Annotated in this window: 13 protein-coding genes; 11 read left to right on the forward strand and 2 right to left on the reverse strand. The window is 70.2% G+C overall.

Features of this window, described 5'->3' with window-relative positions; genetic code table 11:
- The first annotated feature begins 318 nt into the window (after window positions 1-318).
- From NVV32_RS05510 to dapF, 4 genes are all read left to right on the forward strand, one after another.
- Window positions 319-858 (forward strand): regulatory protein RecX, encoded by a 540-nt coding sequence (locus NVV32_RS05510; RefSeq protein WP_422391636.1) that lies wholly within the window; start codon window positions 319-321, stop codon window positions 856-858.
- A gap of 199 nt (window positions 859-1,057) precedes the next feature.
- The gene (gene miaB, locus NVV32_RS05515) at window positions 1,058-2,614 is read left to right on the forward strand and encodes a tRNA (N6-isopentenyl adenosine(37)-C2)-methylthiotransferase MiaB (protein WP_422391637.1); all 1,557 of its coding nucleotides are present in this window, start codon (window positions 1,058-1,060) and stop codon (window positions 2,612-2,614) included.
- Window positions 2,608-3,531, forward strand: a complete 924-nt coding sequence (gene miaA / locus NVV32_RS05520; protein WP_422392007.1) for a tRNA (adenosine(37)-N6)-dimethylallyltransferase MiaA — start codon at window positions 2,608-2,610, stop codon at window positions 3,529-3,531. The genes miaB and miaA overlap by 7 nt, the downstream gene beginning before the upstream one ends.
- A gap of 44 nt (window positions 3,532-3,575) precedes the next feature.
- Window positions 3,576-4,508: a diaminopimelate epimerase gene (gene dapF / locus NVV32_RS05525; protein WP_422392008.1), complete on the forward strand. Its 933-nt coding sequence runs from the start codon at window positions 3,576-3,578 to the stop codon at window positions 4,506-4,508.
- Window positions 4,509-4,599: 91 nt separating this feature from the next.
- Here dapF and NVV32_RS05530 read toward each other — a convergent pair whose 3' ends face one another.
- The gene (locus NVV32_RS05530; protein ID WP_422391638.1) at window positions 4,600-5,208 is read right to left on the reverse strand and encodes a class I SAM-dependent methyltransferase; all 609 of its coding nucleotides are present in this window, start codon (window positions 5,206-5,208) and stop codon (window positions 4,600-4,602) included.
- Between the two features lie 121 nt (window positions 5,209-5,329).
- Here NVV32_RS05530 and hflX point away from each other — a divergent pair, with 121 nt between their 5' ends.
- Window positions 5,330-6,907 (forward strand): GTPase HflX, encoded by a 1,578-nt coding sequence (gene hflX, locus NVV32_RS05535; protein ID WP_422391639.1) that lies wholly within the window; start codon window positions 5,330-5,332, stop codon window positions 6,905-6,907.
- On the forward strand, window positions 6,900-8,981 hold the full coding sequence (locus tag NVV32_RS05540) for an ATP-dependent DNA helicase (RefSeq protein ID WP_422391640.1): 2,082 nt from the start codon (window positions 6,900-6,902) through the stop codon (window positions 8,979-8,981). The genes hflX and NVV32_RS05540 overlap by 8 nt, the downstream gene beginning before the upstream one ends.
- A gap of 155 nt (window positions 8,982-9,136) precedes the next feature.
- On the opposite strand, the gene lexA is transcribed toward NVV32_RS05540, so the two are convergent.
- A complete protein-coding gene (lexA, locus tag NVV32_RS05545; RefSeq protein ID WP_055772474.1) occupies window positions 9,137-9,844 on the reverse strand; it encodes a transcriptional repressor LexA in 708 nt (235 codons plus the stop codon).
- Window positions 9,845-10,224: 380 nt separating this feature from the next.
- Here lexA and NVV32_RS05550 point away from each other — a divergent pair, with 380 nt between their 5' ends.
- From NVV32_RS05550 to NVV32_RS05570, 5 genes are all read left to right on the forward strand, one after another.
- Complete coding sequence (locus NVV32_RS05550; protein ID WP_422391641.1) at window positions 10,225-10,722, forward strand: LysM peptidoglycan-binding domain-containing protein; 498 nt, start codon at window positions 10,225-10,227, stop codon at window positions 10,720-10,722.
- Between the two features lie 106 nt (window positions 10,723-10,828).
- On the forward strand, window positions 10,829-11,923 hold the full coding sequence (locus tag NVV32_RS05555; RefSeq protein WP_422391642.1) for a histidinol-phosphate transaminase: 1,095 nt from the start codon (window positions 10,829-10,831) through the stop codon (window positions 11,921-11,923).
- A 137-nt stretch (window positions 11,924-12,060) separates the two neighbouring features.
- Window positions 12,061-12,678 (forward strand): imidazoleglycerol-phosphate dehydratase HisB, encoded by a 618-nt coding sequence (hisB, locus tag NVV32_RS05560; protein WP_422391643.1) that lies wholly within the window; start codon window positions 12,061-12,063, stop codon window positions 12,676-12,678.
- Window positions 12,675-13,313: an imidazole glycerol phosphate synthase subunit HisH gene (hisH, locus tag NVV32_RS05565; RefSeq protein ID WP_422391644.1), complete on the forward strand. Its 639-nt coding sequence runs from the start codon at window positions 12,675-12,677 to the stop codon at window positions 13,311-13,313. The genes hisB and hisH overlap by 4 nt, the downstream gene beginning before the upstream one ends.
- Before the next feature lie 4 nt (window positions 13,314-13,317).
- Window positions 13,318-13,476, forward strand: a complete 159-nt coding sequence (locus NVV32_RS05570; protein ID WP_200914841.1) for a hypothetical protein — start codon at window positions 13,318-13,320, stop codon at window positions 13,474-13,476.
- Window positions 13,477-13,513: the final 37 nt, after the last annotated feature.

Consider the following 13,513-nt stretch of genomic DNA (forward strand, 5'->3'; position numbering starts at 1 on the left):
GTATCGAGGTCGGCGTCCGGGCGCACGGAAGCCGGAACGTCCAAGCGAAGCCGGCGGCAGCCGGGAGCGCGGGCTACCAGCGGCCGCGGCGGACGCTCCGTCGTCGATCCGTTCGGACCGGTCGTCGGATCGTCGGCCGATGCCGACGCCGATGCCTCCGCGGATTTGACGGGTGGGCCGTCCGACAGCGGCGAGAGCCCGAGAGCCCGGCCGCAGGGACGCCGCCGTCGGCAGGGTGCGCGAGTCGGGACCGGGACCGGAGCGGATGCCGCACTCGACGGACCGGCCGGGCCACCGCGGCATCCCGACGGTGATGAGATGCCTGCCGACGCTGCGAGGACCGACGAGGAGTGGACGTCACTGGGTCGCTCGGTGCTCCTGCGGCAACTCGCCCTCGGTGCGCGGAGTCGTCATCAACTCGACCGCAAGCTCGCCGAGCGGGAGGTGCCTCCGTCGGTCGCCTCGGCGCTCCTCGACCGGTTCGTCGAGGTGCAGCTGATCGATGACGCGGAGTTCGCGCGCATGTGGGTCCGCACGCGGATCGCGGCCAAATCCCTGTCCCGGTCGTCATTGCGTCGCGAGCTGGCCGAGAAGGGCATCGCCGTCGAGCTCGTCGAGGATGCCCTCGAGCAGGTGTCCGACGAGGACGAGATCGAGCAGGCCCGTGACGTGGTCCGACGGAAGCTGCGGATGTCCGCCGATCTCGCCGACCGGACGGTCCGCGAGAAGGAGATGCGCAGGCTCGTCGGAGTCCTCGCCCGGAAGGGCTACAACCCGGGGAGTGCCTACTCCATCGTCAAGGAGGTCATCGCCGGGGCGGCAGCAGATGCGGCAGAAGGGGCAGAGCCGGAGGGGTGACCCTCATGCATCACCCGGGGACGGCGGAGACGCAGATCGCGCCGAGAGCCCGGGAGGTCGAGGGCGTGCCCGCAGAGGCGCCGGTCCGGGTGCGACCGGACGCGACCGGAGGCGGGCCGTCGCTCGGCTCATCGTCGGACTGCTGTACCGGGCCGCTGCGATTGTGGGGCTCCGTCCCGGCGGTCGTAGGCTTGATGCCGTGAGCAGCACAGTCCCCGTCGCCGTCGGCCCCATCGATCTCGAACCAGCCGGAGCACCCTCCGCCCTGCCGGTACCGCCACGCACCTACGAGGTGCGCACCTTCGGCTGCCAGATGAACGTCCACGACTCCGAGCGGATCTCGGGCCTCCTCGAGGACTCCGGCCTCAGCCGGAACGAGGACGGGCAGGCCGACGTCGTCGTCTTCAACACCTGCGCCGTCCGCGAGAACGCGGACAACAAGCTGTACGGCAACCTCGGGATGCTCAAGGCCATCAAGGAGCAGCGACCGGAGATGCAGATCGCCGTCGGGGGGTGCCTCGCGCAGAAGGATCGGGAGACCATCCTCGCCAAGGCTCCCTGGGTCGACGCGGTCTTCGGAACCCACAACATCGGCGCCCTGCCCGCCCTGCTCCAGCGAGCACGCCACAACCAGGACGCACAGCTGGAGATCCTGGAATCGCTCGACGTGTTCCCGTCCACGCTCCCGACGAAACGCGAATCCGTCTACGCCGGCTGGGTCTCCATCTCGGTCGGGTGCAACAACACCTGCACCTTCTGCATCGTGCCCGCCCTGCGCGGGAAGGAGCGCGACCGCAGGCCGGGGGAGATCCTCGCCGAGATCGAGGCGCTGGTGGCGGACGGGGCCGTCGAGGTCACGCTGCTCGGGCAGAACGTCAATTCCTATGGTGTGGAGTTCGGCGACCGCGGTGCCTTCGCCAAGCTGCTCCGCGCCTGCGGGTCCATCGAGGGGCTCGAGCGCGTGCGCTTCACCAGCCCCCACCCTGCAGCATTCACCGATGACGTCATCGAGGCGATGGCGGAGACGCCGAACGTGATGCCGCAGCTGCACATGCCGCTGCAGTCGGGCTCGGACCGGATCCTCAAGGCGATGCGCCGCTCCTACCGGTCCTCACGGTTCCTCGGCATCCTCGACCGGGTGCGCGAGCGCATGCCGGACGCGGCGATCTCCACGGACATCATCGTCGGGTTCCCGGGCGAAACCGAGGAGGACTTCCAGGCCACCCTCGACGTCGTGGAGCGGTCCCGCTTCGCGACGGCCTTCACGTTCCAGTACTCGAAGCGGCCGGGTACGCCTGCTGCCGATCTTCCCGACCAGCTCCCGAAGGCCGTGGTCCAGGAGCGCTTCGAACGGCTCACAGCACTCCAGGACCGCATCGCCCGCGAGGAGAACGCCCGCCAGGTCGGCCGCTCGGTCGAGGTGCTCGTGACCGATCAGCAGGGCCGCAAGGGCAGCGAGACGCACCGCCTGACCGGGCGGGCACGCGACCAGCGGCTCGTCCACTTCTCCGTGCCCGAGGGAGCACCCGCACCGAGGCCCGGCGACGTCGTCACCGTGCCCGTCACCGAGGCCGCGTCGTTCCACCTGCTCTCGGACCCGGGCCCCGAACAGTACGTCCTCCGCCGTTCCCGGGCAGGAGACGCATGGGACCGGAGCCAGGCCGACTCCTGCGGTGTCCCCACCGCAGGGGACGGGGCCGTCCGGGCCGTGTCCCTCGGCATGCCGGCCCTCCCCGTCAGGGCGAGCGCCTGGTGATCCTCCCCGTGGTCGCCGTGGTCGGCCCGACCGGATCAGGCAAGTCCGAGCTCGGGGTGGCACTTGCACACCGGCTGGGCGGGGAAGTGATCAATGCCGATGCGCTGCAGTTCTACCGCGGCATGGACATCGGCACGGCGAAGCTGCCTGTCGAGGACCGCCGGGGCGTCGAGCACCATCTCCTGGACGTCCTCGACGTCACGCAGGAAGCATCCGTCGCGGCCTACCAGCGGGACGCACGGAGTGCCATCGACGAGATCCGCAGCCGCGGGCTGGTTCCCGTGCTCGTCGGTGGCTCGGGGCTGTACCTCCGGGCGGCCCTCGACCGTCTCGACTTCCCTCCCACAGACCAGGCGGTCCGCTCCCGCCTGGAGGCCGAACTGCTCGACGGCGGCCGCGCGGTCTTCCGTGAGCGGCTCCGGGCCGTCGATCCCGTATCCGCTGGTCGTATCGAGGACGACCGCCGCCTCGTCCGGGCGCTGGAGGTCCACGAGGTCAGCGGGCGGCCCTTCAGTTCCTTCATGCCGACGCGCGAGTATCATCACCCGGCCGTGCAGATCGGCCTGGCAGTGGACCGTGATCTCCTGCGTGAGCGTCTCGGGGAGCGCGTGCACGGCATGGTCCGCCTCGGGCTGCGCAGGGAGGTCGAGCGACTCGCCGCGAGCGGACTGCGCGAAGGGCGGACGGCATCGCGCGCGCTCGGCTACGGCCAGTTCCTGCGGGTCATCGACGGTGGCCTGACCGAGGCCGAAGCCGTCGACGAGACCATCGCCGCCACGCGCCGCTTCGCGAAGCGTCAACTGACCTGGTTCCGGGGGGACCCCAGGATCACCTGGCTGGACGCGCAGCAGGAGAGCCTCGTCGACGACGCCGCCGCCCTGGTGCGGTCCCGCGGGGACCTATCCTTGGAAGCGTGACCGACTTCCGCAGCGACACCGAACCAGCCCGAGGCACCCACCCGGTGGACGCCTCCGTCGCAGGCTCCTCCGGGCTCACCTTCACCAAGGGCCATGGCACGGGCAACGACTTCATCCTCGTGCTCGACCCCGACGGCCTCGCACCGACGGACGGCCCTTTCGTCGCAGCCCTGTGCGACCGGCACCGCGGTATCGGCGCGGACGGCTACATCCGCGCGGTCCGTTCGTCCTCGCTCCCGGAGGGTCGAGCTCTCCTGCAGACCGAACCCGCCGCGGAATGGTTCATGGACTACCGCAACGGCGACGGATCCGTGTCGGAGATGTGCGGCAACGGCGTCCGCGTCTTCGCCCACTTCCTCCTTCAGATGTCCGTCGCGCACCTGCCCGAGGGCGGAGAACTGGCCATCGGTACGCGCGCGGGCGTCAAGCGCGTCGCACGGTCCGGCGACGGGTACGCGGTGGACATGGGCCCGTGGGAGTTCATCGCGCCCGATGCCGCCGTGTCTCGGGGCATGGACTCGCTCGTCGCCGTGGGCGGGCTCGACGTCGATCGTCCCGGCCTGTCGATCAGCATGGGCAACCCGCACACCGTCGTCGCGCTGGCGGAGTACGAGGAACTGGGCCGGACCGACCTGAACAGGGCACCGGTCGTGGATCCGGCGCCTCCGCTCGGGACCAATGTGGAGCTGGTCGTGCCGTCCGATCCGCTGGTGGGGGACGACGGCGTGGGTCGCCTGACCATGAGGGTGCACGAGCGGGGTGTCGGAGAGACGCAGTCCTGCGGGACCGGGGCCTGCGCCGCGGCAGCGGCGACGCGCTTCTGGGCAGGGCCCACGGCGCCGGCGCACTGGCTCGTCACGGTACCCGGCGGCGTGGTCGGCGTGACCTTCTTCGACGGTCCGGAGGGTCGGGAGCACGTGCAGCTCAGCGGGCCGGCCGTCCTGGTGGCCCACGGCACCCTCCTGAACGGATCCTGAGCAGCGCCTGAATGCTCCTGAATGCTCACCCCGGTGCGCCGGTCGCGGTGATCGTGGTTCCGGCGCTGGACGGGCCGGAGCGGCAGGGACGTCAGTCCGCCCGGTGTACCTCGATGACGCGGAAGGACTTGGACGTCTCGGCGCGCCGCACCGTGAAGCCGGTAGGCAGTTCGTCCGCCAGCCACCGCTGCAGTGAGTCGGCGCCGAGATTCTTCTGGACCACCAGCCAGGCCCGGCCGCCCGGGGCGAGCCGGGGGATCCAGCGGAGCAGCAGCGCGTGGAGCTCCTGCTTGCCGATACGGATCGGCGGATTCGACCAGATGGTGTCGAACTCGAGGTCCGGGTCGACATCGTCGGGCTTCGCGCCCGTGATGTTCGTCAGGCCCAGGCGTGTCGCATTCTCGGCGGTGAGTGCGAGGCACCGCTCGTTCACGTCGACCGCAAGGACCGACGCCTGCGGGGCCTGGAGCGCCAGGGTCAGCGCGATCGGACCCCACCCGCACCCGACGTCCAGCAGCCGCTGTCCCTCGGGGGCCGGTACGCCGTCCAGGAGGATCCGCGTGCCCTTGTCGACGCCGTCGGGACTGAAGATCCCCGACGAGGTCACGAGCTCGCGCCGTTCGCCGGCGAGGACGACAGACAGGGGTTTCCGGGTGTCCGGACCGGACGGCTGCTCGCTGAAATAGTGCTGGGACTCCATGGGGAAAGCCTAGTGGCAGCCTGCAGGCAACCGGTCCGGCCGACATTTCGCGCTGGGAGAAGAGCCTGTGTCCGTCGTCGTGCGTGGACGTAGAATTGACCTACTCATACCTAGGGAGACCATGACCACGAACAACGGACATTCCACCGGAGCCGACATGGGCCCGGAGGAGATCCAGGCAGTCATCGATCGGATTCTCGCCAGCGACGAAGCTGCCGTGGCGAAGACGAAGGCCGGTACATCGGAGCAGGCTGCCGCGCCCACGGAGAAGACCTGGCGCTCGCGGGCGCTCGCCCTCTCGGACGGGGACGAGACGTCGGACGCCGACGGGGACCAGCAGGATCTCGCCGAACGCCGCGCCCTGCGGCGCGTCGCGGGACTCTCCACGGAGCTCGAGGACGTCACCGAGGTCGAATACCGCCAGCTGAGGCTCGAGCGCGTGGTCCTCGCCGGACTGTGGAGCGAGGGCACGGCGCAGGATGCCGAGAACTCGCTGCAGGAGCTGGCGGCCCTCGCCGAGACAGCAGGTTCCGAGGTCCTCGACGGGATCGTCCAGCGCCGGCTCAAGCCGGACCCCGGGACGTTCCTCGGTTCGGGCAAGGCACAGGAGTTGAAGGACATCGTGCAGGCCACGGGCGCGGACACCGTGATCGTGGACAGCGAGCTCTCGCCGTCCCAGCGGCGTGGCCTCGAGGACATCGTCAAGGTGAAGGTCATCGACCGGACCGCCCTGATCCTCGACATCTTCGCGCAGCACGCCAAGTCCCGCGAGGGCAAGGCGCAGGTGGAACTGGCCCAGCTCGAGTACCTCCTGCCGCGTCTGCGTGGCTGGGGCGAGTCGATGTCCCGCCAGGCCGGTGGCCAGGTCGGCAGTGCCGGGGCGGGCATGGGATCGCGCGGACCGGGTGAGACGAAGATCGAACTCGACCGACGCAAGATCCGCACCCGCATGGCGAAACTGCGCCGGGAGATCGCGGGGATGAAGCCTGCCCGGGAGACGAAGCGGTCCAACCGCCGCCGGAACCAGGTGCCGTCCGTGGCGATCGCCGGGTACACGAACGCCGGGAAGTCCTCGCTCCTGAACCGCCTCACCGATGCCGGCGTGCTCGTCGAGAACGCGTTGTTCGCGACTCTCGATCCGACCATCCGACGCACCGAGACGCCGGACGGGATCGGCTACACGCTGGCCGACACCGTCGGCTTCGTCCGGTCGCTGCCCACACAGCTCATCGAGGCCTTCCGGTCCACCCTCGAGGAGGTCGCCGACTCGGACCTCATCCTGCACGTCGTCGACGCCTCCCACCCCGACCCCGAGGGGCAGATCGCCGCGGTCCGCGCGGTGCTGACGGAGGTCGAGGCCCGGAACGTCCCCGAGATCATCGTGCTCAACAAGGCCGATGCAGCCGATCCGTTCGTCATCGAGCGACTGCGTCAGCGGGAGCCGCGCTCCGTGGTCGTCTCCGCCCGGACCGGTGCGGGCCTGACCGAACTGCGGCAGCTGATCAGCACGAGCATCCCGCGCCCCGGGGTGAAGCTCGACCTGATGGTGCCCTACGAGCACGGCGAGATCGTCAGCCGCCTCCACGAAGAGGATGCCGAGATCCTCGGGATGGAGCACGTCGACGAGGGGACCCGCCTCGAGGTGATGGTCCGCGAGGGCCTGGCAGCCGAGCTGGAGCCGTACGTCCGGCATGAGTGACAGCACGCGGTCCGGCGCCGCCGTCGCGGCGCCGGACGCGGCTCGCCCTTCCCCGGAATCACGCCAGGCGCTCGAGCTCCTCGACGCCGCCGTCTCCGCCATGGGCGGGGAGATGCGCTCGGGCCAGCACGAGATGGTCCGTCAGGTCAGTGAGGCGATCCACTCGGGCGACCACCTGCTCGTCCAGGCCGGCACGGGAACCGGCAAGTCGCTCGCCTATCTGGTGCCCCTGATTGCCCACGCCATGGACAGCGATCGCCCGTCCGTCGTATCGACCGCGACGCTCGCCCTCCAGGCACAGATCGTGGGCCGGGACCTGCCACGACTGCTGGACGCGGTCCGGCCCGCGCTTGCCCGGCCGGTCGACGTCGCGCTGCTCAAGGGGCGCTCGAACTACGTCTGCCTGCACAAGACCGGCGGGGGATTCCCGGAGGAGGATGCGCCGGACACGCTCTTCAGCCTCGGCGAGGATGCGGCTCCCCACCCGGCGCCGGCCGCCATCGCGGGTGGAGCCGCCTCGGCTCTGGGCCGTGAGGTGGTCCGGCTCCGGGAGTGGGCGGAGGAGACGGAGACGGGTGACCGCGACGACCTCGTGCCCGGCGTCAGCGATCGTGCATGGCGGCAGGTGTCCGTCTCCAGCATGGAGTGCCTCGGCGCCGCGCGCTGCCCCGTCGCCCAGGAGTGCTTCAGCGAGAAGGCCCGCGCCGCGGCGGCCGACGCCGACATCATCATCACGAATCACGCCATGCTGGCGATCAGCGCCTTCGAGGGGCTCGCCGTGCTGCCCGAGTACGACGTCGTCGTGATCGACGAGGCGCACGAGCTCCACGACCGTGTCACCGGGGCCGTCTCCGGTCAGCTCTCCGCCGCCATGGTCAGCACGGCGGCCGCCGGCCTCAGGCGCCATGCGTCCGTTGCGACGACAGCGCTCGACTCCGCAGCCAGCGCCTTCGAGGCCGCGTCCGAGCTGGTCTCCTCCGGTCTGCTCGCCGGCGGGCTCCCGGACGATCTGGAGCAGACCCTCGCCCAGGTCCGCGATGCGGCTCGCGCCGCCCTCTCCGACACCAGGACGGACGGGAAGTCCGAGGCAGATGCGGACGGCGGACGCCAGATGGCGAGGTCCCGCGTCACGCTCGTGTTCGACCTGGCCGAGCGGATCCTCGCGGCGTCGGACGCGAAGGAGGTGGTCTGGGCGTCGAGGCCCAGCAGCTTCACGCCCGGATCCGGCTATTCACCGGCGGACGAGAGTGCGCCGGCGACCCTCAACGTGGCGCCGCTCTCGGTGGCCGGCCGGCTCCGCGAAGGGCTCTTCGAGGACCACACCGTGATCCTGACGTCGGCGACACTGGCCATCGGATCCGAATTCGGCCCGGTCGCCGGGTCCCTGGGTCTGAGTGGCCCGGGCGCGCCGGCGTGGACCGGCGTCGACGTGGGCAGTCCGTTCGACTACCCCCGCCAGGGCGTTCTGTACGTCGCCAAGGATCTGCCGAAACCTGAGCGCGGGACGTCGGACGCGCAGCTCGAGGAGTTGCTGGTGCTGCTCACGGCGTCGCGGGGCGGAGCGCTGGGGCTCTTCTCGTCCAAGCGGGCCGCCGAGGAAGCCGCGGAGGCACTGCGCCCGAAGGTGGACTTCGAGATCCTCTGCCAGGGGGAGTCCTCGCTCAACGCCCTGGTCACGCAGTTCGCCGAGGAACAGGACACGTGCCTGTTCGGCACCATGTCGCTCTGGCAGGGCGTCGATGTGCCGGGGGAGTCCTGCCGCCTCGTCGTGATCGATCGCATCCCCTTCCCGCGGCCGGACGATCCGCTGATGACGGCGCGCACCCGGGACGTCGCCCGGAACGGCGGCAACGGGTTCATGAGCGTGTCCGCCACGCACGCGGCGGTCCGCCTCGCCCAAGGAGCGGGACGCCTGATCCGTGCCACCGGTGACCGGGGGGTCGTCGCCGTGCTTGACAGCCGTCTCGCCACGGCGCGGTACGGCGGGTTCCTCCGGGCAGCGCTGCCGCCCTTCTGGGCGACGACGGACCGGGCCACGGTCACCGGCATCCTCGAGCGGATCTCGGGGCGCTGAGGGCTCCGGGCCCGGTGTCCTCCGGCGGGTCTCGGGGCGCCGAGGTCTCCGGGCGGGGGCCGTGCAGGATGCCGGCGGGCAGTCCCCCTCGGCAGGTGTCCCAGCACCGTCGGGCGATCACCGGGCGGGCGGGCTCCCGCCCCGGCCGGACCGGGCTAGAGAGCCCGCATCACCGAGACGACCTTGCCCATGATGCTCGCGTGGTCTCCGAGGATCGGTTCGTAGCGGGTGTTCTGCGGCAGGAGCCACGTGTGGCCGTCGCGCTGGCGGAAGGTCTTGACCGTCGCCTCGTCGTCCAGCAGGGCAGCCACGATGTCGCCGTTCTGGGCGCTCTGCTGACGCCGCACCACCACCCAGTCGCCGTCGCAGATGGCGGCGTCGACCATCGAGTCCCCGGACACCCTGAGCATGAACAGATCGCCGTGGCCCACGAGCTGCCGGGGGAGGGGCATCACGTCCTCCACCACCTGATCGGCCAGGATCGGTCCACCCGCCGCGATGCGTCCGACGAGCGGCACCAGCGCCGTGTCGACGGCGAACTGCTGCTCCGGGGCCGTACCTGACGCGGACGACGCGTCACCCGGCGTCTCCGCGGCAAGCGTCAGCGGCAGCAGGACCTCCATGGCACGGGGCCGCTTCGGGTCCCGCCGGACATAGCCGAGGCGCTCGAGCTGTGACAGCTGGTGCGTGACGCTCGACAGGCTCGCCAGACCGACGGTGTCGCCGATCTCCCGCATGGACGGGGGATACCCCTTGTCGGCGATCGACCGCTGGATGGTCTCCAGGATGGTCAGCTGACGGGCCGTCAGTCCTTTGGACACGGACCGGCCCCGTGGCCTGCCGCGGCCCGCGCTGAGGGGCACGACGTCGGTCGGGGCGTCAACGGTGTTCGAATCCTGTCGAGCTGCCGGTGTTCGTTCCGCCACGGTGAGCCTTTCGCCTGGGACTGTCCGTCCCGTCGGTTCCGCCCTCGCGCCTCCGGTCGTCCCGGAAGCGATTGTGTCAGTGGCGGGTGATTGTCTTGGGTTCATCGGGGCCGTCGTTACGCGGAAGCAGCGACGTCACCGGTGTTCTCCTGTCACGTTCACGCTAGGACAGACCGGGGCACTTATCAAACATATGTTCGAGCGAGTCTCGACAGCGGTCGTCGCTGAGTGCTAGAAATAGGACCAGACGAATTAGAACGTGTGTTCGAACACGCTGATCGGGCGGGTCCGTACATTCGAAGAAAGAGGGAATGGACATGGCTGAAGCAACAGTTCTGCACGGCAGCACGGCGCTGTGGGCGCTGACGCCTGCACGGGCGGCATCCCATCTCCGGGTCGTTCCCTCGACTCTCGACGCCGATCCTTCCCGGGTCCGTACGTCCACGCAGCGGACTACGGGCTTCTCGGGTTCCGAAGGCACCGTCACCGACACGCCACCGGCAGCACGGCCGCTCACACTGACGAGGCGCGGACGCCTGCTGCTGGTGGGCCTGCCCATCGCCCTCGGTGTCGCGGCGCTGGTCCTCCTCGGAGCGTTCCTCACATCACAGGCGCAGGCCGGGGTGGACGCTCCTGCGCCGTCAGCCGTGGTCCAAGTCGATGTCGCGGCGGGCGAGACACTCTGGGACCTGGCCGTCCAGTACGCGCCGGAGCGTGACACACGTCAGGTCGTCGGCGAGATGGTGGAGCTGAACAATCTGGGCACGTCAGTGATCCACGCGGGTCAGAGCCTCTCCATCCCGTCGCGGGGCTGAATCGCTTCTTCCGGATTCCCGCGGATGTGCCGGCCCGAAGGTCCGATGCTCCTGACGGGGTCCCGTCGCATTCGTCGGTGGAGAAGCCGTCGCTTAAACTGGGCAGGTGCCTTCAACCGTCGACGCCCTAGCGAACCTGCCCCTCCGTGACGATCTCGTGGGGCTGCACCCGTACGGCGCGCCACAACTCGATGTTCCGGTCCTCCTGAACGTGAACGAGAACACCTTCGGTGTTCCGGCCGACGTGCATGCGGCTATCGTCGCCGCCGTGGATGCGGCCGCGCAGGGGTTGAACCGATACCCGGACCGCGAGTTCACCGAGCTGCGGACGAACCTCGCCCGCTACCTCGGCCACGGGCTCACGCCGGACCAGCTCTGGGCGGCCAACGGTTCCAACGAGGTGCTGCAGCAGATCCTCCAGGCATTCGGTGGGCCGGGGCGGACGGCGATCGGCTTTCCTCCCACCTATTCGATGTATCCGCTGCTGGCCAGCGGGACCGGAACGCGGTACGTCACCGCACCACGCGACGCGGCCTACACCATGACGCCCGACGCCACGGCGCGGGCCGTCCGGGACTCCGGCGCCAACATCGTGTTCCTCTGCTCCCCGAACAACCCGACCGGGACGGCGCTCGGACTGGAGGTCGTCGAGGCGGTCTACGAGGCAGGGAAGGATTCCCGGGCGATCGTGATCGTGGACGAGGCCTACGGCGAGTTCGCCCAGGAGGGGACGGCCAGCGCCCTGACCCTGCTGCCCGGTCGGCCCCGGTTGCTCGTCTCGCGGACCATGAGCAAGGCGTTCGCCCTGGCCGGGGCCAGGATCGGTTACCTCGCCGCCGCACCGGAGATCACCGACGCCCTCCGCCTGGTGCGCCTCCCGTACCACCTCTCCGCGATCACGCAGGCGGCGGCCAATGCGGCCCTGACCCACGCCGCCACGCTGCTGTCCAACGTCGAGGCGATCAAGGTGCAGCGGGACCGGATCGTGGTGGAACTGCAGCGGCTCGGGCTGACGCCGGCGCCGTCCGACGCGAACTTCGTCTTCTTCACGGGCCTCGAGGACCCGCACCGTGTCTGGGAAGGCCTGCTGGCCGCCGGGGTGCTGATCCGTGACGTCGGCATACCGGGGTCGCTGCGGGTGACGGCCGGGACCGAGGAGGAGACGACCCTCTTCCTCTCGGCGCTGAAGAACCTCCTGTAGGGCTTCGCGGCCCCGCCTGTTCTCCTAGACTTGAGGGGCAGGATCGCGGCACCCGTCCAGTGGGCGGAGCCGGGCCGCCCCTGCGCCTGATTCGCCGACCAGCGCCCGGAAGCCCGGCAGCGCACAGAAGGAATGACATGACTGCAGATGCCCCCCGCGGCCGCACGGCCCGGATCGAGCGCGTCACCAGTGAGTCCAGCGTGCTCGTGGAACTGGACCTGGATGGCACCGGCGTGTCCACCATCGACACGACGGTCCCGTTCTTCGACCACATGCTGACGGCGCTGTCGAAGCACTCACTCATCGATCTCACCATCCGGTCGTCCGGCGACACGCACATCGACGTGCACCACACCGTGGAGGACACCGCCATCGCGATCGGCGAGGCCCTGCTCGTCGCGCTCGGTGACAAAGCCGGGATCCGCCGCTTCGGCGAGGCGACCGTACCGCTCGACGAGGCGCTGGCGAACGCCGTCGTGGACATCTCCGGCCGCCCCTTCCTCGTGCACGGCGGAGAGCCCGCGGGCCAGGAGTACCACCTGATCGGCGGGCACTTCACGGGATCGCTGACGCGCCACGTGCTGGAGGCGATAGCGCTGCACGCCCGGATCTGCCTCCACGTCACGGTGATCGCCGGCCGGGATCCCCACCACATCGTCGAAGCACAGTTCAAGGCCCTTGCCCGGGCGCTCCGCGCCGCCGTCGAGCCCGACCCGCGGGTCGAGGGCATCCCGTCCACCAAGGGGGCCCTGTGAGTGCGCGGACCATCACCGTCCTGGACTACGGCTCCGGCAACGTCCGTTCGGTGGTGCGTGCCCTCGAGCACGTGGGCGCGGAGGTCCTCCTCAGCGCCAAGCCGGACGACGTCCTGAAGGCCGACGGGCTGCTGGTGCCCGGGGTGGGCGCGTTCCAGGCCGTGATGAAGGGCCTGAAGGACGTCGATGCCCTGCGCATGATCGGCCGCCGGGTCGCCGGAGGCCGGCCGGTACTCGGCATCTGCGTCGGGCTCCAGGTCCTGTTCGACGAAGGGGTGGAGCACGGTGTCCGGACGCCCGGGATGGCCGAGTGGCCCGGAGTCGTCGAGCGGCTCAAGGCCGACGTGGTCCCGCACATGGGATGGAACACCGTCCAGGCGCCGGAGGACACCGTCCTGTTCGACGGCATCCGCGACGAGCGCTTCTACTTCGTCCACTCCTACGGCGTGCAGGACTGGTCCTTCGACGTGACGCAGCCCGCCATGAAGCCTCCCCAGGTCACGTGGTCGAACCACGGTGGTCCGTTCATCGCCGCCGTCGAGAACGGACCCCTCAGCGCCACCCAGTTCCACCCCGAGAAGTCGGGTGACGCAGGGGCGCACCTCCTGCGGAACTGGATCGACGGCCTGCGGTGACCGCGTGCTGAGCCTCGTGCTGATGGGGGTGGCCGGCCTCCTGATCGGTGGTGCCTTCTCGCTCCGGGGGCAGGATTTCCCCCGATGGGTCTGGATCGCCTTCCTCGTCCTGGCGGGCCTCTCGCTCGTCGCTGCCTACCTCTTCACCCTTCCCGGCGACTGACCGGGCACCCGTCCATCGCCCCCCGCGTCCTCCCGTA

This window comes from Arthrobacter sp. N1 (assembly GCF_048288285.1).
Classification (GTDB): domain Bacteria; phylum Actinomycetota; class Actinomycetes; order Actinomycetales; family Micrococcaceae; genus Arthrobacter_D.

Excerpts from the sequence above, each read along its gene's own strand:
- hflX (WP_422391639.1), top strand. The coding sequence starts at position 5,330 with ATGACCACGAACAACGGACATTCCACCGGAGCCGACATGGGCCCGGAG.
- NVV32_RS05540 (WP_422391640.1), top strand. The coding sequence starts at position 6,900 with ATGAGTGACAGCACGCGGTCCGGCGCCGCCGTCGCGGCGCCGGACGCG.
- NVV32_RS05550 (WP_422391641.1), top strand. The coding sequence starts at position 10,225 with ATGGCTGAAGCAACAGTTCTGCACGGCAGCACGGCGCTGTGGGCGCTG.
- NVV32_RS05510 (WP_422391636.1), top strand. The coding sequence starts at position 319 with ATGCCTGCCGACGCTGCGAGGACCGACGAGGAGTGGACGTCACTGGGT.
- hisB (WP_422391643.1), top strand. The coding sequence starts at position 12,061 with ATGACTGCAGATGCCCCCCGCGGCCGCACGGCCCGGATCGAGCGCGTC.
- NVV32_RS05530 (WP_422391638.1), bottom strand. The coding sequence starts at position 5,208 with ATGGAGTCCCAGCACTATTTCAGCGAGCAGCCGTCCGGTCCGGACACC.